This window comes from Rhodopseudomonas parapalustris, from assembly GCF_053772255.1.
Map to the genome: position 1 here is coordinate 102,624 of NZ_JAMKBZ010000003.1, position 19,567 is coordinate 122,190.

General features: G+C 68.2%; 18 protein-coding genes and 2 riboswitches. Of the genes, 12 read left to right on the forward strand and 6 right to left on the reverse strand.

Annotated features, from left to right (window positions below; all coding sequences use genetic code 11):
• Window positions 1-7 precede the first annotated feature (7 nt).
• Together M9H71_RS03975 and cobT are read right to left on the reverse strand one after the other, a co-directional pair.
• Entirely contained in the window at window positions 8-778 is a 771-nt protein-coding gene (locus M9H71_RS03975; RefSeq protein WP_455403791.1) for an adenosylcobinamide-GDP ribazoletransferase, read from the reverse strand.
• A complete protein-coding gene (gene cobT / locus M9H71_RS03980; protein ID WP_455403792.1) occupies window positions 775-1,839 on the reverse strand; it encodes a nicotinate-nucleotide--dimethylbenzimidazole phosphoribosyltransferase in 1,065 nt (354 codons plus the stop codon). Before cobT ends, M9H71_RS03975 begins: the two co-directional genes overlap by 4 nt.
• A gap of 205 nt (window positions 1,840-2,044) precedes the next feature.
• A riboswitch (cobalamin riboswitch) is annotated at window positions 2,045-2,253 on the reverse strand.
• A 146-nt stretch (window positions 2,254-2,399) separates the two neighbouring features.
• Here cobT and tcuA point away from each other — a divergent pair.
• The 6 genes from tcuA to cobJ all read left to right on the forward strand — a co-directional run bounded on the left by tcuA (window position 2,400) and on the right by cobJ (window position 7,901).
• Window positions 2,400-3,704, forward strand: a complete 1,305-nt coding sequence (gene tcuA, locus M9H71_RS03985) for an FAD-dependent tricarballylate dehydrogenase TcuA (RefSeq protein ID WP_455403793.1) — start codon at window positions 2,400-2,402, stop codon at window positions 3,702-3,704.
• On the forward strand, window positions 3,691-4,827 hold the full coding sequence (gene tcuB / locus M9H71_RS03990) for a tricarballylate utilization 4Fe-4S protein TcuB (protein WP_455403794.1): 1,137 nt from the start codon (window positions 3,691-3,693) through the stop codon (window positions 4,825-4,827). The genes tcuA and tcuB overlap by 14 nt, the downstream gene beginning before the upstream one ends.
• Window positions 4,828-4,914: 87 nt before the next feature.
• Window positions 4,915-5,118, forward strand: a riboswitch (cobalamin riboswitch).
• Window positions 5,119-5,228: 110 nt separating this feature from the next.
• Window positions 5,229-5,792 carry a hypothetical protein gene (locus M9H71_RS03995; RefSeq protein ID WP_455403795.1) on the forward strand — a complete coding sequence of 188 codons (564 nt, stop codon included), beginning with the start codon at window positions 5,229-5,231 and terminating at the stop codon, window positions 5,790-5,792.
• Window positions 5,789-6,418 carry a precorrin-8X methylmutase gene (locus M9H71_RS04000; protein WP_455403796.1) on the forward strand — a complete coding sequence of 210 codons (630 nt, stop codon included), beginning with the start codon at window positions 5,789-5,791 and terminating at the stop codon, window positions 6,416-6,418. The genes M9H71_RS03995 and M9H71_RS04000 overlap by 4 nt, the downstream gene beginning before the upstream one ends.
• Complete coding sequence (locus M9H71_RS04005) at window positions 6,415-7,143, forward strand: precorrin-2 C(20)-methyltransferase (RefSeq protein ID WP_455403797.1); 729 nt, start codon at window positions 6,415-6,417, stop codon at window positions 7,141-7,143. The genes M9H71_RS04000 and M9H71_RS04005 overlap by 4 nt, the downstream gene beginning before the upstream one ends.
• Window positions 7,140-7,901, forward strand: coding sequence for a precorrin-3B C(17)-methyltransferase (cobJ, locus tag M9H71_RS04010; RefSeq protein ID WP_455403798.1), 762 nt, complete (start codon window positions 7,140-7,142; stop codon window positions 7,899-7,901). The genes M9H71_RS04005 and cobJ overlap by 4 nt, the downstream gene beginning before the upstream one ends.
• On the opposite strand, the gene M9H71_RS04015 is transcribed toward cobJ, so the two are convergent.
• Window positions 7,868-8,650, reverse strand: coding sequence for a cobalt-precorrin-6A reductase (locus M9H71_RS04015; RefSeq protein WP_455403799.1), 783 nt, complete (start codon window positions 8,648-8,650; stop codon window positions 7,868-7,870). The genes cobJ and M9H71_RS04015 overlap by 34 nt on opposite strands.
• On the opposite strand from M9H71_RS04015, the gene cbiE reads away from it, so the two are divergent.
• From cbiE to M9H71_RS04045, 6 genes are read left to right on the forward strand one after another with little or no spacing between them, the layout of a single operon-like run.
• Window positions 8,649-9,872, forward strand: coding sequence for a precorrin-6y C5,15-methyltransferase (decarboxylating) subunit CbiE (gene cbiE, locus M9H71_RS04020; protein WP_455403800.1), 1,224 nt, complete (start codon window positions 8,649-8,651; stop codon window positions 9,870-9,872). The two genes, M9H71_RS04015 and cbiE, sit on opposite strands and share 2 nt — an antisense overlap.
• Window positions 9,869-10,261, forward strand: coding sequence for a cobalamin biosynthesis protein (locus M9H71_RS04025; protein WP_455403801.1), 393 nt, complete (start codon window positions 9,869-9,871; stop codon window positions 10,259-10,261). The genes cbiE and M9H71_RS04025 overlap by 4 nt, the downstream gene beginning before the upstream one ends.
• The gene (gene cobM, locus M9H71_RS04030) at window positions 10,258-11,037 is read left to right on the forward strand and encodes a precorrin-4 C(11)-methyltransferase (protein WP_455403802.1); all 780 of its coding nucleotides are present in this window, start codon (window positions 10,258-10,260) and stop codon (window positions 11,035-11,037) included. Before M9H71_RS04025 ends, cobM begins: the two co-directional genes overlap by 4 nt.
• Entirely contained in the window at window positions 11,024-12,385 is a 1,362-nt protein-coding gene (locus M9H71_RS04035; RefSeq protein WP_455403803.1) for a cobyrinate a,c-diamide synthase, read from the forward strand. Before cobM ends, M9H71_RS04035 begins: the two co-directional genes overlap by 14 nt.
• Window positions 12,385-13,137, forward strand: coding sequence for a uroporphyrinogen-III C-methyltransferase (cobA, locus tag M9H71_RS04040; RefSeq protein WP_455403804.1), 753 nt, complete (start codon window positions 12,385-12,387; stop codon window positions 13,135-13,137). The genes M9H71_RS04035 and cobA overlap by 1 nt, the downstream gene beginning before the upstream one ends.
• Window positions 13,134-14,045 (forward strand): ABC transporter substrate-binding protein, encoded by a 912-nt coding sequence (locus M9H71_RS04045; protein ID WP_455403805.1) that lies wholly within the window; start codon window positions 13,134-13,136, stop codon window positions 14,043-14,045. Before cobA ends, M9H71_RS04045 begins: the two co-directional genes overlap by 4 nt.
• 9 nt (window positions 14,046-14,054) lie before the next feature.
• On the opposite strand, the gene M9H71_RS04050 is transcribed toward M9H71_RS04045, so the two are convergent.
• The 3 genes from M9H71_RS04050 to ihpA are packed head-to-tail and all read right to left on the reverse strand — an operon-like array spanning window position 14,055 to window position 19,528.
• Complete coding sequence (locus M9H71_RS04050) at window positions 14,055-17,234, reverse strand: efflux RND transporter permease subunit (protein WP_455403806.1); 3,180 nt, start codon at window positions 17,232-17,234, stop codon at window positions 14,055-14,057.
• Window positions 17,235-17,264: 30 nt separating this feature from the next.
• A complete protein-coding gene (gene ihpB / locus M9H71_RS04055; protein ID WP_455403807.1) occupies window positions 17,265-18,260 on the reverse strand; it encodes a divalent metal ion exporter adaptor subunit IhpB in 996 nt (331 codons plus the stop codon).
• Entirely contained in the window at window positions 18,257-19,528 is a 1,272-nt protein-coding gene (gene ihpA / locus M9H71_RS04060) for a divalent metal ion exporter subunit IhpA (RefSeq protein ID WP_455403808.1), read from the reverse strand. Before ihpA ends, ihpB begins: the two co-directional genes overlap by 4 nt.
• Window positions 19,529-19,567 lie beyond the last annotated feature (39 nt).

Sequence of the window (19,567 nt, forward strand, 5' to 3'; positions counted from 1 at the left end):
GCATCACTCAGCCAGGACCGGCCATCGCGACGACGCCGAGCAACAGGCCGATCTGGATCATCTGTTCAGTGGCGCCAAGCACGTCGCCGCGATAGCCGCCGATCAGCCGGAGCGCGATCCACGGCGCCGCAAGGGCGAACACACCCGCGACCAGCAGCCCGACGATGGCCGCCAGCGGATTGAGCATGATCAGCCACAGCGCGCCCAGCACGCTGAACGCAGCCAGCCCGAACCAGCCTGCAGTGCTGATCGTGCGCGTCGGATAGCTCAGCTTGCCGGTGGCGGCGTCGCCGGCATAAGGCAGCGCGGACATCGCCGCGACGATGCCGGTCCGCCCCAGACTATAGCCGGCCACCAGAGTGGCGACGCCGAGCCACGGTGGGAGGCTCGCAAGCGCTGCAACGCGGATCGCGAAACTGAGGACCAGCGCCACCGCGCCATACAGGCCGAGGCGGCTGTCCTTGATCAGCGCCAGGCGCCGCTCGCGGGTGCGGCCGCCGAACAACCCATCGGCGGTGTCGGCGATGCCGTCTTCGTGCAGCGCGCCGGAGAGCGCGGCGCCAGCAGCCACCGCCATCATCGCCGGCACCATGCCCGACCAGATCAGCGAGCCCGCGAGCAGCACGCCACCACAGACCAGACCGATCCCAGCGCCGACCAGCGGAAAGTACTTCGATGCGCTCAGCAGCCAGTCGTCGTCGAACTGCGCGGTGCGCGGCGTCGGCACCAACGTCATGAACTGCACGGCATTGAGCAGGGATTGGATCTGCCGGCTCACGAGCGCGATCCGAGCCGGCCCGCCAGCACGTCCGAGAGCGCGGCGAGGTCGTTGAGAATGCCGGCGGCAGCGCGCAACAACGGCACGGTCATCAATGCGCCAGTGCCCTCGCCCAGCCGCAAGCCGAGATCGAGATACGGCACCGCCTGCATCGCTTCGAGCAGCACACGGTGGCCACGCTCGGCCGAGCGATGCGAGAATACGCAGTAACCGCGCGCCGCGGGCTGCAGCCGCACCGCGAGCAGCGCCGCAGCGCTGGCAATGAAGCCGTCGATCACCACCGGCCGCCGCGAGGCCGCGGCGCCGAGCACTGCGCCGGCCATCATCGCAATGTCGAAGCCGCCGAATTCGGCGAGCACGTCGAGCGGCGCCGTCGGCTGCGCCCGCGCCGCCGCCTGTTCGACGATGGCGCGCTTGTGCGCGACCCCGGCATCGTCCATCCCGGCGCCGCGGCCGACGCAATCGAAGATCGGCGCCGCCGTCAGCGCGTGGGTGATCAGTGCGGCCGAAGTGGTGTTCCCGATTCCCATCTCGCCAATCGCGACGATGTCGAGCCCGCCGGCGATATCCTCGCGCACCAGATCGGCCGCCGCGGTGATGGCACGCGCGGCCTCCTGGTGAGTCATTGCCGGTTCGTGGCGGGCGTTGCGGGTGCCGCGGCGGATCTTGCGATCAATCAGCTTGGGGTGCGGCGGCATGTCGGCATCGATGCCGCCGTCGACGATCCGCACCTCGGTCGTCACCGCATTCGCCAAAACGTTGACGCCGGCGCGACCCGCTAGATACGCCTCGACCATCGCACGCGTGACGCTCGCCGGATACGGCGACACCCGATCGGCGGCGAGGCCGTGATCGCCTGCGAAGATGAACACCGCCGCCCGCTCAGCGCGCGGCGGCGCGGGATGCCAGATCAGCCCGAGCTGCACAGCGATATCTTCGAGCCGGCCCAGCGAGCCCGGCGGCTTCGCCTTGCCGTCGAGCCGGGATCGCAGCTCAAGCTCAGGAGCAGGATCGATCGGCGGAACGGAAACGATACGGGGATCAAGCAAGGGCGCGTGCATTCGGAAGCTCGGCAATAGCAATGCGCTGCCGCCGCTTCTGCGGGGCAGTGAGAACGATCGAACAAAATAGCGGCGACGACAGCGAAGCTGATCGCGCGGATTCGTTCGGGCGACGGCAGGATGTCTCCGCGAGAAGCGGAGGCGCGCGTCAGGTCGGCGGTCGGTGCAGCATGTCTGTGTCCTTCTTCGACCCACCGTCGAATGGCATGGTTTTCGGACTTCGGCCGGTCTCCTGGCTCGCGGACATTGTCCCGGTCGCCTTCCCGAGCGGCTGTTGCGCCGTGCTCAGTGGCGGTGTGACCGGAAGCGGTCCGCTTACAGTTGCGGGGGCAGCCGCGGACTTGGCGATTGCTCGCCGCACCGCATTCCCGTTTCACCCTTCGAACGAAGGGCACCGAAGCGAGCGGCACCACAGCACGCCGATGCCTCGGGCGCAAGATTGACAACGCCCCGGAGCCGCCCTCTAAGACGAAGGTCCACCAGGCCGCGCTTTTCTTGGCCGCTATCGAGCGGCTTAGGCGCATCATCTCGACCGGATTGACCGCATCTTGCTGTGGGACGTGACAGTGATAGGCGGCGGAATCGCCGGTCTTTGCGCGGCGATCGCCGCGCGCCGCGGCGACGCCGCGGTCCGCTTGCTCGAAGCGGCACCGCGCCCCCTTCGCGGCGGCAATGCGCGCCACGGTCGCAATTTCCGGCTGACACACGAGACGCCACTCGACTACGTCCCCGATCGCTACACGGCGGAAGAATTGCGCGCCGAGCTGCGCAGCGTGACGGGCGACGACACCGACCGGGCGCTGACGGAGCTACTGATTGAACGCGCGCACAGTATCGCCGGCTGGCTGATCGACCACGGCGTGCACCTGCAGCCACCAAGCACCGGAGTGATGCCGTATTCCCGACGCACCGCATTTCCGCTCGGTGGCGGCAAGGCGATGATCAATGCGTTGTACGCCACCGCCAACCGGATGGGCGTCGCGATCAGCTACGACAGCGAGGCACGGTCGCTGCGGCGTGCCGAAGACGAAGGCTGGACGATCAACGTTCGATCCGCTGGGGCGGACGCCGCCATCCGCACGCGCAGCGTCGTGGCCTGTGCCGGTGGCCCCGGGGCCGACCCCGCCTGGTTGCACGAAAATTTCGGCAGCGCCGCCGAAGGATGGATGGTCCGCGGTACGCCTTATTCGGACGGTCGCCTGCTCGATCTGCTGATCGGGGCCGGCGGCTGTGCGATCGGCGATCCGACTACATGCCATGTCGTTCCGGTCGATGCGCGCGGGCCGCAGTTCGACGGCGGCATCGTCACTCGAATCACATCCATTCCGCTCGGCCTCGTGGTCGACCGATCCGGCGCGCGCATCGACGTCGCAGGGGCAGGATCGCAGCCGACGCACTACGCCAAATGGGGACCAAGGATCGCCGCCTGCCCCGGCCAACTCGCTCATCTGATACTCGATGCAGCGGGTCTAGCCCGCGCGGCGCCGTCCGCGCTGGCACCGATCACTGCACCTAAACTCGGCGAATTGGCTGCTGCGCTGCAGATCGATCCCACGGCCTTTTCACGGAGCATCGATCACTTCAATGCCACGCCGGCCAACGCCGCGCGGACCATCGCGGAGCCACCATTCGCCGCCTATCCAATGCGGCCGGGGCTGACGTTCGTACACTACGGCATCAAGGTCGATGCGACGATGCGGGTGGTGCAGGCTGACGGAAGCCGACACGACGGCCTGTTCGCAGCCGGCATGATCATGGCTGCGAACGTGCTGCGCCGCGGCTATCTCGCCGGGCTCGGCATCACCCTGTCGGCGGCGTTCGGCCAGATCGCCGGCGACGAGGCGGCGCGCCATGTCCGCGGCTGATCCGATGTTAGAAGCCGAGCGCGTGCTGCGGATCTGCAGCGCCTGCATGTATTGCGACGGACTTTGCCCGGTGTTTCCGGCGATCGACGGCAAGCACGGCTTCAGCCTGAGCGAGGTCAGCTACCTGTCGAACCTGTGCCACAACTGCCAGGGCTGCTGGCACGATTGTCAGTACGCGCCGCCGCATCCGTTCGCCGTCAACCTGCCGGCGACATTCGCCGGCCTGCGGCAGCGCTCCTACGCTGACCATCTGTGGCCGCCGGTGCTCGGGCGCGCCTTTCGTGCATCATCGCTTGCGGTGCCAGGCACTGTCGCGCTCGCGCTGCTGATCACCTTCGCTCTCGTGCTCAGCGCCGGTTCGCCAGCGACCTTCCTCGCCGCCGATGCAAGCGAAGGCGCGTTCTATCGCGTGCTACCGTGGCCGGCGATGGCCGGGCTCGCGGCCGCCACCTTCGGATGGGCAGTCATCGCGGTCACGCTGGCGACCCTGCGATACTGGCGCACGATCGCGCCAAAGACGACGATCAGCGAAATCGTGCGCGCGCTGCCGATCGCGTTGTCCGACATCGTCACGCTGCGCCACCTCGGCGGCGGCGGCCCCGGCTGCCACGACCATGATGAGCGAACCTCACAGCGGCGACGGATCTTGCATCACCTCACCGCCGGCGGCTTCGTGCTCAGCGGCCTGTCGACGATCGTAGCCTCGGCTTATCATCACCTGCTGGGCGTGATGGCGCCCTACCCTGTCGCCAGCCTGCCGGTGATGCTCGGGCTCGGCGGCGGCGTGACGATGACCATCGGCGCTGTCGGGCTGCTGGGACTGGAAGCGTGGGCCGATCGCGCGCCGAGTGATCGCGGCGAGACCCGGCTGAACGTCGCGTTTCTGATTCTGCTGGCCCTGGTCGGTGCCAGCGGGCTCGCGGTGCTCGGCTTCCGCAGCACGCCGGCGATGGGGCTGCTGCTCGCTACCCATCTCGGACTGGTGTTCGGCCTGTTCGCCGCGCTGCCGTTCAGCAAGGCGCTGCACGCGCCGTTCCGGGCGGCTGCGCTGCTGCGGGCCGCGATCGACAGCCAGCGCAGCGCTTCGGGGCGCGCTCCTGATGCAGCCAGCGACTCGCCTTGATCCCGATCAAGCTGGCGCGAAATTGATGATGTTTTGCTGGCAACCGCCCGACCATCAAGGTCGATTGACAGTTCGCCGTTTCCGTCCCAAACATCGCGCGCCGACGGTGTCCTGTCCTCGGACAGGACGAAGAGGGAATATCGGAAGGTCGCTGCCCGCAGCGATCGAGCCGAAGCTGCCCCCGCAACTGTAAACGGTGAGCCGACGCAACACGCCACTGGATAACCTCCGGGAAGGCTGCATCGGCGACGACCCGTGAGCCAGGAGACCTGCCGTCGCCTGCTATGTTGACGTCGTTTCGGGCGGGGTGCCCCGGGATGTCTTTCGGCGGTCCGGAGTGCAGGTCCGTTCGCCGGTTTTGAGCCATCGCTCGCGATGGCCAACCGACGAGATTCGGCGCGATGCCGCCCACTGCGCTCCATCCCGGTGTCTTTACCGGTTCTCAGCCGTCGCTTACGCTGGACGCCGCCGAGATCGCGGTGCTGTCGCCCGGCGCCCAAACGCTGGCGGCCTTCGCCCAGGCATGGCCCGGCAACGTCAACCGATTGCACACCAGCGATCTCGCAAGCTTTGCTGCGCAGGCATGTGATCGCTCCCTCGACGCGTCGCCGCTACGCGCGATTCTGATCGCGCTGCCGGATCAGGCGCATCCTTGCCGTGAAGCCGTCGAAGCAATCGCCGCATTCGCCGGCAGCCGACGCATTGCCTTCGCGGTCCTCTCTGCCCGCGAGCAGCCCAACGTTCCGAGCGAACTGATTACCAACCTGCCCCCCACGACGCTCCGTCGCCTGAACAGGCTGTACATTCAGCGCGCTGGCGATGCCGCACGCGCCATCCTGATGCAGCTCGCGCTCGCCGCGGGCCTCAGCATCTCTGCCATGGACGCGCCGAGCGAGAGCGCGACCGCCGAAGCCAACCAGCATCCCTCCATTCTCCCCGAGCTGATCGAGGACGCCGCCCGATGACCTACGCCTACGAACGAGACGGCGACGCGATCTATCGTCAGTCGTTTTCGATCATCCGCTCCGAAGCTGCGCTCGATCGATTCACCGCCGTCGAGGAGAAGATCGCGGTGCGTATCATCCACGCCAGCGGCATGGTCGAAGTCGCCGGCGACATCGCGTTCACGCCCGGCTTTGTATCGGCCGGCCGCGCCGCGCTGCAGGCCGGCGCACCGATTTTGTGCGACGCGCAGATGGTCGCCAACGGCGTCACCCGCAAGCGGCTGCCGGCCGACAACGAAGTGATCTGCACGCTGAACCATCCCGATGTCCCGGCCCTCGCCGCAAAGCTCGGCACCACCCGGTCGGCCGCCGCGGTCGATCTGTGGCGCGACCGGATGCAGGGCGCGGTGGTCGCGATCGGCAACGCGCCGACCGCGCTGTTCCGACTGCTCGAAATCCTTGCCGAGCCCGGCGCACCGCGCCCCGCGGCGATTATCGGCATCCCGGTCGGTTTCGTCGGCGCGGCCGAGTCCAAGGAGGCGCTGTTGGCGGACTCGCCCTCGCCTTGCGTGATCGTGCGCGGCCGTCGCGGCGGCAGCGCGATGACCGCAGCCGCAATCAACGCGCTGGCGAGTGAACGTGAATGAGCGCACCGACCGTCTACGGTGTCGGAGTCGGCCCCGGCGCGCCGGACCTGATGAGCGTCCGCGCCGCGCGACTAATCGGTGCAGCCAAGGTGGTGGCGTATTTCCGCAAAGCCGGACGCCCCGGCCACGCGCGCCGCATCGCCGACGGCCTGCTGCCGGAGGGCGTCATCGAAGAGCCGATGGACTATCCGGTGACGACCGAGATCGCGCTCGACGATCCAGCCTATGCGGCGACGCTGCGCAGCTTCTACGAACAATGCGTCGCGCGGCTTTCCGAGCACATCGCACAAGGCCGCGACGTCGTCGTGTTGTGCGAAGGCGACCCGTTTCTGTACGGCTCGTTCATGCATCTGCACAGCCGGCTGGCGCCGCGCATGCGTGTCGAAGTCGTGCCCGGCATCTCCGGTATGGCGGCGTGCTGGACCGCCAGCGGCACGCCGATCACTTACGGTGACGACGTGCTCTGCGTGGTACCGGCGACCCTCGGGCCGGACCGGCTGAAGGCGGCGTTCGCCACCGGCGATGCGATCGTGATCATGAAGCTCGGCCGCAATCTGCCGAAGGTGCGCCGCGCGCTCGACGACGCCGGCCTGCTCGACCGGGCGATCTATGTCGAGCGCGGCGCGATGGCCGATCAGGTGGTGATGCCGCTCGCCGACAAGACCACCGACGACGCGCCCTACTTCTCGATCGTGCTGGTCCACGGACAGGGGCGACGGCCATGACCGGATCTGTCGTTGTCGCGGGCCTCGGGCCCGGCGCGCAGGAACTGATCACACCGGAAGTCAGCGCCGCGCTGGCGCATGCGACCGATATCGTCGGCTACGCACCTTATGTCGCTCGCGTCGCCGAACGCGACGGCTTGCAGCGGCACGCTTCCGACAACCGCGAAGAACTCGATCGCGCCGGCTTCGCGCTACGGCTGGCGACCGAGGGCCGGCATGTCGTGATCGTCTCCTCCGGCGATCCGGGCGTGTTCGCGATGGCGGCGGCGCTGTTCGAGGCGATCGAGGCCGGCGATCCGTCGTGGCGCGAGCTCGACATCCGCATCCTGCCCGGCATCAGCGCGATGTTCGCCGCTGCAGCGCGGATCGGCGCGCCGCTCGGCCACGATTTCTGCGCGATCAACCTGTCGGACAATCTGAAGCCGTGGGAGACCGTCGAGAAGCGGCTGCGCGCCGCGGCCGAAGCCGATTTCGTCATCGCGCTGTACAACCCGATCTCGAGAGCCCGGCCCTGGCAGCTCGGCCGCGCCTTCGAGCTGCTGCGCAGCATCCATCCCGCGTCCGTGCCTGTGATCTTTGCGACCGCAATCAGCGATCCGCGCGAGCGCATCGACGTGGCGCCGCTCGGCGAGGCGGTGCCGCAACGCGCCGACATGCGAACGCTGGTGATGATCGGCTCGTCGCAGACCCGGATCATTCCGCGTCGCAGCGCCGCCGCTTTCGTCTACACTCCGCGGTTCGCCGGAGCGGTGTCGTGAGCGAGCCAGGCCATCACGTCGGCGACCGCGGCGACACTGCGCCGATCCGGCACCGCGGGCCGCTTCACCATGATCACCAGCAGCCCGAGTTCACGCGCCGCGGTGATCTTGGCTACGGCAGCCTCGCCGCCGGCGTTCTTGGCGACGACGATTTCGGTGCGGTGCGCCTGCAGCAGCGCAAGGTCGCCGGCGAGATCGAACGGTCCGCGCGCCACGACCACCTCGACATTCGGCAGCGGCAACGGTCCGCGCGGCGGATCGACCAGCCGCACCAGATAGGCGTGCTGCGGCTGCGCGGCGAACAGCTCGAGGTTCTGCCGGCCGATGCCGAGAAACACCCGTCGCGGCACTGCGCCGAGCGCGCTCACCGCCTGAGCGAGATCTTCGACGTCGACCCAGCGATCACCGGCGACCGCCTGCCACGCCGGCCGCTCCAACGCCAACAGCGGCACGCCCGCTTCGGCACAGGCGATCACCGCATGGCGGCTCATCTGCGCCGCGAACGGGTGCGTCGCGTCGACGACGCGCTCGATCCGCTCGGCGCGCAAGTAATCGACCAGACCGCCGACGCCGCCGAAACCACCGACCCGAAACGGAATCGGCGGCGGCTTCGGCTGATCGGTACGGCCGGCGAACGACAGCACCGCGTCAATGTTGGGCTCGGCGGCGATCGTCCTGGCGAGCGCCGAGGCATCGGCCGTGCCGCCGAGGATCAATACGCGCGAGCGGTGCGATGAAGGGAGCGTCATGATCACCAGCGATGACACGACGCAGCCCTGGCTGTCCATCGTCGGAATCGGTGAGGACGGCCTCGACGGGTTGTCGGCGCGCGCACGCGCGCTGCTGGACACCGCCGAGCTGATCGTCGGGGGTGATCGCCATCTCTCCCTCGTCGCCACATTGAACAAGCCCACAATGCCGTGGCGCGTGCCGTTCGCGGCTTCTCTCGCCGACGTGCTGGCGCAGCGTGGCCGCCGCGTCGCCGTGCTTTGCTCCGGCGATCCGTTCTGGCACGGCGCGGGATCAGTGCTGGCCGATCATCTCGCGGCAAAGGAATGGACCGCCGTCCCGGCGCCATCGACCTTTGCCTGGGCTGCGGCGCGGCTCGGCTGGCGCCTGGAAGACACCGTGACGCTCGGCCTGCACGCGCGGCCGGTCGCGACGCTGCGTCCGCATCTCCGCCCGCAGGCGCGGCTGATCGTATTGGTGCGCGACGGCGCCGCGGTCGGCGAGATCGCCGCGCATCTCGCGGCGAACGGATTCGGCGCGTCCGAACTGACCGTGCTCGAGGCACTCGGCGGCCCGCGCGAGCGCGTTCGGCGAACCACCGCCTCGATCTTCGCTTTCCCCGACGTCACCGCGCCAGTCGCACTCGGCATCGCCGCAGCCGCGGAGCCGAATGCCGTGATCATGCCGTGCGTCAGCGGCCTACCGGACGAGCTGTTTCAGCACGACGGCCAGCTCACCAAGCGCGAGATCCGCGCGGTGACGCTGTCGACGCTGGCGCCGCGCGGCCATGAGCTGCTCTGGGACATCGGCGCCGGTGCCGGCTCGATCGGCATCGAATGGCTTCTGGCAGCACGTAGCAATCGCGCGATTGGGATCGAGACGCGCGCCGACCGGCTCGCCACCGCGCGCGCCAATGCCGAGGCGCTCGGCGTGCCGCAACTCGATCTGCGGCTCGGCGCAGCGCCCGAGGCGCTCGCCGGACTGCCCACACCCGACGCGGTGTTCATCGGCGGCGGCGCCAGCCGTCCGGGCGTGATGGATGCGGTGTGGCACGCGCTGCCCGCCGGCGGCCGGCTGGTGGTGAATGCGGTGACGTTGGAGACCGAAGCGCTGCTGATCGACTGGCATCATCGCCACGGCGGCGAGTTGCTGCGGCTCGGCGTCGAGCGCGCCTCCCCGGTCGGCGGCCTCACAGGATGGCGCGCGGCAATGCCGGTGGTGCAATGGAGCGTCCGCAAATGAGCGCGGTCGTGATCGGCATCGGCTTTCGCTCCGCCGCATCCGCGTCGTCGATCATCGACGTGATCGAGAGCGCGCGCCGCACCGCCGCCCCGCACCAGCCATCCGCGCTGGCAACCGCTGCCGACAAGGCCGCTCACAATGGCTTACGTGAGGCAGCGACGGCAACGGCTCTCCCGGTGTTGCCGATCGAAGCGACTGCGCTCGATCAAGCCGCTGCGCGTATCACCACGTCGTCCGCCGTCGTCGCGCATCACCGCAGTGTCGGCAGCGTCTGCGAAGCCGCGGCGCTAGCTGCCGCCGGACCGACCGCGCGGCTGATCGTGTCCCGTTTGATCTCACAGGATCGCCTCGCGACGGCCGCGGTGGCGATCGAGGAGCCGCTGCCATGACCGTCCACTTCATCGGCGCCGGCCCGGGCGCGCCCGACCTGATCACCGTGCGCGGCCGCGACCTGGTGATGCGCTGCCCGGTGTGCCTCTATGCCGGCTCATTAGTCCCGCGCGAGATCGTCGCGCTATGCCCGAAGGACGCGCGCGTCGTCGATACCGCCCCGCTCGACCTCGATGCCATCACCGCGGAGTTCGTCGCCGCTGCCGAAGCAGGCCACGACGTCGCCCGGCTGCATTCCGGCGACCTGTCGGTGTGGAGCGCGATGGGCGAACAGATCCGCCGGCTGGAGCAGCACGGCATCCCCTACACCGTCACCCCCGGCGTGCCGTCGTTCGCGGCGGCCGCTGCGGTGCTCGGCCGCGAACTCACCTTGCCGGAAGTCGCCCAGACCGTGGTGCTGACCCGGACCTCGGGCCGCGCCTCGGCGATGCCGCCACGCGAGACTCTGGAAGCCTTCGCCGCCACCGGCGCGACGCTGGCAATCCATCTGTCGATCCACGTCCTTGCCGATGTCGTCGAACGGCTGCGCCCGCATTATGGCGACGACGGCGCGGTCGCGGTGGTGGTACGTGCGAGCTGGCCGGAGCAACAGGTGATCCGCGGCACCTTGAGTTCGATTGCCGCGCAGGTCGCCGCCGAAGGCATCGACCGCACCGCGTTGATCCTGGTCGGGCCGTCGCTCGCCGCCAACGATTTCCGCGAGAGCTCGCTGTACGCCCCCGACTACGATCGCCGCTATCGCCGCTCGGCGGAGGACGGCCGTGACCGCGACTGATCCCGGACCAGCAACAGCGAAGATTGGCCGGCCGCCCGGATTGATCATCGCTGCGCCGTCGACGAGCAGCGGCAAGACCACGGTGACGCTGGCGCTGCATGCAGCGCTGCGCCGCCGCGGCCTCACCGTGCAGCCCTATAAATGCGGACCCGACTACATCGATCCGGCGTTTCACGAGATCGCCGCCGGCCGCCCGTGCTACAATCTGGACTCCTGGGCGTTCGGCCAGGATCGCATCACCTCCCTGCTCGATGCCGCGGCGGATGCCGATCTCTGTCTCGCCGAGGGCGTAATGGGGCTGTTCGATGGCGGCAGCGCCATCGGCGCCTGGGGCAATGGCGCGACCGCCGATATTGCCGCGTTCACCGGCTGGCCGGTGGTGCTGGTGATCGACGTCGCCGGTCAGGCGCAGTCGGCCGCCGCGCTCGCGCTCGGCTTTGCCCGCTATCGCAACGACGTCCGCATCGGCGGCGTCATCCTCAACAACGTTGCGAGCGCACGCCATGAAGCGCTGGTCCGCGGTGGCTTCGCCGCGCACGACATTCCGGTGCTCGGGAGTTTCGAGCGACAACGCGATCTCACGCTGAAGAACCGTCATCTCGGCCTGGTGCAGGCGCGCGAGACCGCGAAGCTCGACACCCGCCTGCAGCAGCTCGCCGACAGCGCTACGCGCGGTATCGACCTCGACGCGCTGATCCGCGCTGCGCAACCGGCACGCCCGGTCGCATCGACGATACGTCCGCTGCCGCCGCCCGGCCAGCGCATCGCGCTGGCGCATGACGATGCGTTCTCGTTCATCTATCCGCACCTCGTCGCCGGCTGGCGCGCGGCCGGCGCCGAGGTCGTGCCGTTCTCGCCGCTGAACGATGAAGGCCCCGATCCATCCTGCGACGCTGCGTGGTTGCCGGGCGGCTATCCCGAACTCCACGCCGGGCGGCTCGCGGTCGCCACGCGGTTCAAGACGGAGCTCGGCGCTTTCGCGGAAACCCGCCCGGTGCACGGCGAGTGCGGCGGCTACATGACGCTCGGTACAGGCCTGATCGACGCCGACGGTACGCGCCATGCGATGGCCGGACTGCTCGGCCTCGAAACCGACTTCGCCAGTCGCAAGCTGCATCTCGGCTACCGCCTCGCGACCTTGCAGGCCGCAGCCGCCGGCCACGCCGCAGGCAGCGTGCTGCGCGGCCACGAATATCACTACGCGCGCGTCGTCACCGTGGCGGACGAGCCGCTCTCCGAGATCCGCGATCCCGCCGGACAGCTCACCGATGAGACCGGCAGCCGCCGCGGACACGTCACCGGCACCTTCTTCCATCTGATCGATGTCGCCGAGGAGGCGATCGCCTGATGTCCAAGTCAATCGAAAGCGCCGCCGCCAACGGCCGCATCACGCTGGTCGGCGCCGGCCCGGGCGATGCCGACCTGCTGACGCTGCGGGCGATCAAGCGGCTGCAGGCCGCCGACGTCGTGCTGTACGACGACCTCGCCGGCGAAGACTTCATGGCGTATCTCGATCCCAACGCCGAGCTCGTCGCGGTCGGCAAGCGCGCCGGTCATCCCTCACCGCGCCAGGACGAAGTCAGCCGTCTCGCGATCAGCTACGCGCTGCGCGGCAAACATGTGGTGCGGCTAAAGGCCGGCGATCCGACACTGTTCGCGCGCGCCGACGAGGAGCTGCGGGCCGCGCGCGAGGCCGGCATCGCCGTCGAGATCGTGCCCGGCATCACCACGGCGACCGCCGCCGCGGCCGCGATCGGAGCATCGCTGACCAAGCGCGGCGTCGCGCGCCGGGTGCAGTTCGTCACCGGCCACGATGTCGACGGCCGCCTGCCGCGCGATCTCGATCTCGCAGCGCTGGCGGATGCGACGGCAACGACCTGCGTCTATATGGGCAAGGCCACCTTCCCGGCCCTCGCGGCGCAACTGATCGCCCGAGGCTTGGACGCAGCGACGCCGGCCGTGATGGTCGAGAGCCTCGGCTCCGACACCACAAATGTCGAACGCGGCACCGTCAGCGAGATTGCCGCTCGCCTCACCGCCGACCGGCCGACCGGCCCCTGCATGATCCTGTACGGCGCCGCGCTGGAGGAGCAGCGATGACGGCGACGGAGGGAACGACCGCCGGCCGGATGCGCGGTGCGCGCCGCCGCTGCGCGAAGCTGCTGGTGACGCTCGGCTTGATGGCGATGGCGTCGTCGCCGGTGCTCGCCGCCACCAAACGCATTGCGTCGATCAACATGTGTACGGATCAGCTTCTGATCGCGCTGGCCGATCCGGAGCAGATTGTCGGCCTCGGCCCTTACGCGCGGGATCCGCGTCTATCGTGGCTGGCGACCGAGGCCGAGAGGTTTCCGGCGCTCTCGGGCGAGGCAGAAGATCTGCTGGTGAAGGCGCCGGACGTGGTTCTGGCCGGCCGTTACGGCAAGCGCGCCACCCGCGAAATACTCAAAGCGCAGAACATTGCGCTCGAAGAGTTCGACGTGCCGCGGACGATCGATGAGGTGAAGGCGCAGATCCGGCGGGTCGGTGACATCGCCGGACATCCGGAGCGATCGGACGCATTGATCGCGACGATCGAGCGTTCCGTCGACCATGCCAAGCTCGCGACGGCGCACGGACATCGGCATGTGCTGGTGCTGTCCCGGCGCGGCTGGGTCAGCGGCGGCGACAGCCTGATCAGCTCGTTGCTGCAAACCGTCGGCTTGGCGAACGGCGCCTCAGCGCTCGGCTTCGATTATGGCGGCTTCGCATCGCTCGAAGCTATCGTCGCATCGCGGCCGGACCTGCTGCTGGTCGCCGAAGACCAGCCCCCCGCCGAGGACCAGGGCAAGGCATTGTTACTGCATCCCGCGATCCAACAGGCTTATCCGGCGAACCGCCGGATCGTCGTTCCAGATCAGCTCACCATCTGCGGCGGACCGATGCTGCCGGCGGCGATCGATCGGCTGACCGCCGCGATCGAGCGGATCGAGCGAACCCAGGGACTTGCGGCGGCCGAACGGAACTGAGACGGCCGGTCATCGCACAGCCTCGTCGCTCGGCTCACGGCGGAACAGGATGTAGAGCGCCGGCAACACCAGCAGCGTCAGAATGGTCGACGACACGATGCCGCCGATCACCACGGTGGCGAGCGGGCGCTGGACTTCGGCGCCGGCGCCTGTCGCCAGCGCCATCGGTACGAAGCCGAGCGAGGCCACCAACGCGGTCATCAGCACCGGGCGCAGCCGCGTCAGCGCGCCCTCTCGCACCGCCTCGACGATCCTGCGGCCTTCGCCGCGCAACCGCTCGATGAAGGTGATGATTACGAGGCCGTTGAGCACCGCGACGCCGGACAGCGCGATGAAGCCGATGCCGGCGCTGATCGACAGTGGGATGTCTCGCAGCAGTAGCGCGAAGATGCCGCCAGTCAGGGCCAACGGCACGCCGCTGAACACCAGCAGCGCATCGGCCACCGACCCCAGACTGATGAACAACAGCAGGACGATCAGCAGCAGCGCAATCGGCACCACAATGGTCAGGCGCTGCGTCGCGGAGACGAGCTGTTCGAATTGTCCGCCCCAACCGATCCAATAGCCCGCAGGCGGCTTCACTTGGTCGCCGATCAGTTGTTGGGCCTCGGCGACGAACGAGCCGAGGTCGCGGCCACGCACATTGGCCGAGACCACGATGCGGCGCTTGCCGTCTTCCCGGCTGATCTGGTTCGGCCCAGGCGCCACCACGATCTCGGCGAGCTCGGAGAGCGGAGCGTAACGCATCTGTTGCAGAGGCGACGAGCCGAACGCGGCCGGTGTCGCTTTCACCTGCCCCTCGATCGGCGGCAGCGGGATCGGCAGCGCCTTGATCGCTTCGATATCTGTGCGGATCCGATCCGGCAGCCGAACCACGAGATCGAAGCGGCGGTCGCCTTCGAACACCAGCCCGGCCGACTTGCCGCCAACCGCGATCTCGACCAGATTCTGCACCTCGGCAACGCTGATCCCGAACCGCGCCAGCGCTTGGCGATCGAGCTTCACCGTGAGTACCGGCAGCCCCGCTACCTGCTCGGTCTTGACGTCTGCCGCACCTTTGATGGTCTGCAGCACCGCCTGCACCTGACCAGCGAGCTGCGTCAGCACGTCGAGATCGTCTCCGAAGATCTTGACGCCGACGTCGCTGCGGACGCCGGAAATCAGCTCGTTGAAGCGCAGCTGAATCGGCTGCGACAGCTCATACAGGCTACCCGCCACCTGTTCGGCCGCCTGCTCGATCTGTTCGACCACTTCGGCCTTTGGCTTTTTGGGATCCGGCCACTGCGCGCGCGGCTTCAGCATCACGTAGCCGTCGGAAATCGACGGCGGCATCGGGTCGGTTGCGACCTCGGCGGTGCCGGTGCGCGCGAACACGTCCTTCACCTCCGGAATCGCCAGAATGCGCTTCTCCAGCGCGATCTGCATGTCGAGCGATTGCGTCAGGCTGGTCCCGGGAATGCGCATCGCCTGGACGGCAACGTCGCCCTCGTCGAGGCTCGGGATGAACTCACCGCCCATCCGCGTCGCAGCAGTGCCGCTCACCACCACGAGCACGACGGCCGCAACGACGACCGCCCAGCGGAGCCGGATCGCGAGATCGAGCAGCGGCAGATACGCCCGGTGCGCCAGCCGCATGAACCAGTTCTCTTTCTCCGAGACCTTGCCGGTGACCAACAGCGCGACCGCGGCCGGCACGAAGGTCATCGACAGCAGGCTGGCGCCGAGCAGCGCCATCAGCACGGTCAGCGCCATCGGCGTGAACATCTTGCCTTCGACGCCGGTCAGCGTCAGCACCGGCAGATAAACCACCGCGATGATCAACGTGCCGAACAGGCTGGGTTTGATCACCTCGCGCGAGCCGGCGATGATGGTGTCGAACCGTTCCTGGCGGGTGAGCAGCCGGCCGAGCCGATGCTGCTCGTGCGCCAGTAGCCGCAGGCAGTTCTCGACGATGATCACCGCCCCGTCGATGATGATGCCGAAGTCGATCGCGCCAAGGCTCATCAGATTTGCGCTGACCTTGTTCTCGAACATCCCGGTGACGGTGAACAGCATCGCCAGCGGGATCACCAGTGCGGTGGCGAACGCCGCTTTGAAATTGCCGAGGATCAGGAACAGGATCGCAATCACCAGCAGCGCGCCCTCGACGAGGTTCTTCTCGACCGTCGCGATGGTGGCGTCGATCAGATGGGTGCGATCGTAGACTGCGCGCAGCGACATCCCGTCCGGCAGCGACTTCTCGATCTGCTGCAGCTTGGCGGCGACCCGCTGCGCCACGGTGCGGCCGTTCTCGCCGATCAGCAGCATGGCGGTGCCGAGCACGACCTCCTCGCCGTTCAGCGTCGCGGCGCCGGTGCGCAGGTCGGTGCCTTCCTTCACCTCCGCGACGTCCATGATCCGAACCGGTACGCCGCTGCGCGAGCCGATCACGATCTGCCGGATCTCGTCGACGTCACTGACCTGACCCGGCGTGCGCACCAGATACTGCTCGCCGTTCTTCTCGATATAGCCGGCGCCGACATTGGCGTTATTGGCTGCAAGCGACGTCATCACGTCGCGAAAGCTGAGGCGGTAGGCCATCAGCTTTGCCGGGTCCGGCAGGACGTGGAATTGCTTGGCGAACCCGCCGATCGTGTTGACCTCGTTGACGCCGGGGACGTTGCGCAGTTGCGGCTTGATGATCCAATCCTGCGCGGTGCGCAGATCGCTCGGCGTGAACGGCTTGCCATCGGCGCGCGTCGCGCCCTGCTTCGCCTCGACCGTGTACATGTAGATTTCGCCGAGACCGGTCGAGACCGGCCCCATCGCAGTGTCGATTCCGGTCGGCAGCACGTCTTTGGCGCGCTGAATGCGCTCGTTGACCAGTTGGCGGGCGAAGTAGATGTCGGTGCCGTCCTTGAACACCACGGTGACCTGGCTGAGCCCGTAGCGCGACAGCGACCGCGTGTTGACGAGGCTGGGCAGCCCGCCCATCGCGGTCTCGATCGGGAACGTGATCCGCTGCTCGACTTCGAGCGGCGAATAGCCGGGCGCGTTGGTGTTGATCTGAACCTGGACGTTGGTGATGTCCGGCACCGCATCGATCGGCAGTCGGGTGAAGTTCCAGGCGCCGAATGCGGCCATCATCAGCGCGCCGATCATCACCAGCCAGCGCTGGCGGACGGAGAAGGCGAGCACCTTGTCGATCATGCGCAGCCTCCTGCGGTCAGCCGGATCACATCAATGCTCATGCGACGCCGATCCCTTGCCGAGTTCCGCTTTAACGACGAAGCTATTGGCGCTCGCATAGCGCTCGCCGGCCTGCAGGCCGGATACGATTTCGACGTTCTCGGCGTCTCGTGCGCCGAGCTGCACGTTACGCACCTCGAAGTCGTCACCGCTGCGAACGAACACTACGCTGCGGCTCTCGACGCTCTGGATCGCCGAGGCGCGCACCGCGACCGCGACCTGCTTTGCGGAGAGGATCAGCCGCGCCGATACGAACAGCCCGGTACGCAGGCGCAAGCCGTCGTTGGGCACCACGGCACGGGCGAGCGCGCTCTGGGTGTCGCTGCTGCCGACTGGCGAGATGTAGGACAGGCTCGCCTCGATCGGCTTGCCGCCATCGGCGACATCGATCAGCACCTTGTCGCCGATCCGCACCCGCGGCAGGTCGCGGCGATATACCGAGAAATCGACCCACACGGTGGAGACGTCGGCGACGATGAACGCCGGCTTCTGCTCCGAGGCGTATTCACCGAGCGAGATCTGACGGTCGATCACCATGCCGGAGATCGGCGCGCGCATCTCGTACACGCTGAGGCTCTGATTGCTCTCGATCCTGGCGAGCAGCTCGCCCTTCTCGACGGCATCGCCGATCCGCTTCTTGATCTCGCGCACCACGCCTGCAAACCGCGGTGTGACTTGAACCAGTTTCTCCTGGTTGGGCTGCAGGATGCCGTTGAGGACGAGCGAGTCGCGCAGCGTCTCGGCCTGGGCGGTTCGGATTTCGATGCCCGACGCCGCCACCTTGGCGTCACTCAGTTCGACCTTGCCCTCTTCGTCGTGCCCGTCGTGATCATGCCCCTTCTCGCCCCCGGCGTGGGCATGGCCCTCGGTCTTCATCTCAACCTGCCGCGCCGGCTGGCGCGATCCGACCGGTGCGTAGGCGGAAACCGCCGCACCGAGGACGAACATCGCGGCGCCGCCGCAAACTATCAGGAGCGGCTTCATCATCGTGCGCCTCCCCGCGCCAAGGCGAACGGATTGCCGACCAGTCCCTCGATGGTGGCGACGGCGACGTGGAAATTCTGCTGCGCCTCCTGCTCGCGCAGCCGCGCCTGGGCGACGCTGGCTTGCGCATCGAGAACTTCGAGCAGCGAGTAGCGGCCCTGGCCGTAGCCTTCGGAAATCGCGGTCGCCGCACCCCTGGCTTTCGGGATCGCGGCATCGCGCAGGATTGCCAGTTCGCGCAGCGATCCCTGCAGCGAGTCGTAGGCGCGACCGGCGACGACGATCAGCGTGTTGCGATTGGCTTGGCGCTCCGCCGCGATCTTCGCCAGGTTTTCCTGCGCCGACAGGATGTTGCCCTGGTTCTGATCGAACAGAGGGATCGGAACCGATACGGAAAGCCGCACGGCGCTGTCGCCGGTTTCGTTGTAGCGCCGCACCCCGGCCGACACGGTGACGTCCGGATACGGCTTCAGCCGCGCCAGCAGCAGCTCGGCATTGCGCTGGGCGTACACGGCCTTCCAGCGAACCAATTGCGGGTTGGCGTCGATCGCCGCGATTACCGAACGGAACGACGGCGGCTTGCCGATCGCCTCGAGGCGGCCGGACACGGACGAAAATCGCGGTGAAGAATCTCCCATCAGGATCGCCAGCTCGCGGCGCGCGGTGTGCAACGCCGATTTGGTGCGCTCGCGATCCGCCTTCACCAAGGCGGAAGCGACCTCCGCCCGGCCGGTTTCAGCGACAGACGACGCGCCGGCTTCGACCCGGCGCTGCAGCAGCGGCGTAATCGAGTCGATCGCGGCGATCTGCTCGTCGAGAATTTGAATCCGCCGCTGCAGGCCGAGCACGGTGACGAAGGCGATCGCGGTCTCCGACAGCACTTCGAGGCGGACCGCCTGGCGGCCGATCGAGGCCGCGTCGAGCCCGGCCTGCCCGGCGGCGATGCGGGCGTCGCGCTTGCCCCACAATTCGAACATCTGGCTGATCTGCAGCGTGGTCTCGGCCGCGCGCGTGCCACGATAGGCGCCGGAGCCGAACGAATTGTCCTGCTCGTAAGAGATCGCGGGATTGATCAACGCGCCGGATTGGATGCGTTGCCCCCGCGCGATGCCGATGTCGCGCTCGGCGGCCGTGAGCCGCGGACTGGCGTTGAGCGCGCGCTGCAGCGCGCTGCCCATGGTCAGCGTTTGCGCGCGCGCCTCTCCTGCCAGCACACAGCTGGCGAGCACAGCAGCCGCGCACGCGAGCCGCGTGGCGATCGAAAATTGCATGATGTAGACCTGACGAACGACGGATTCAGGGCGCGAGGC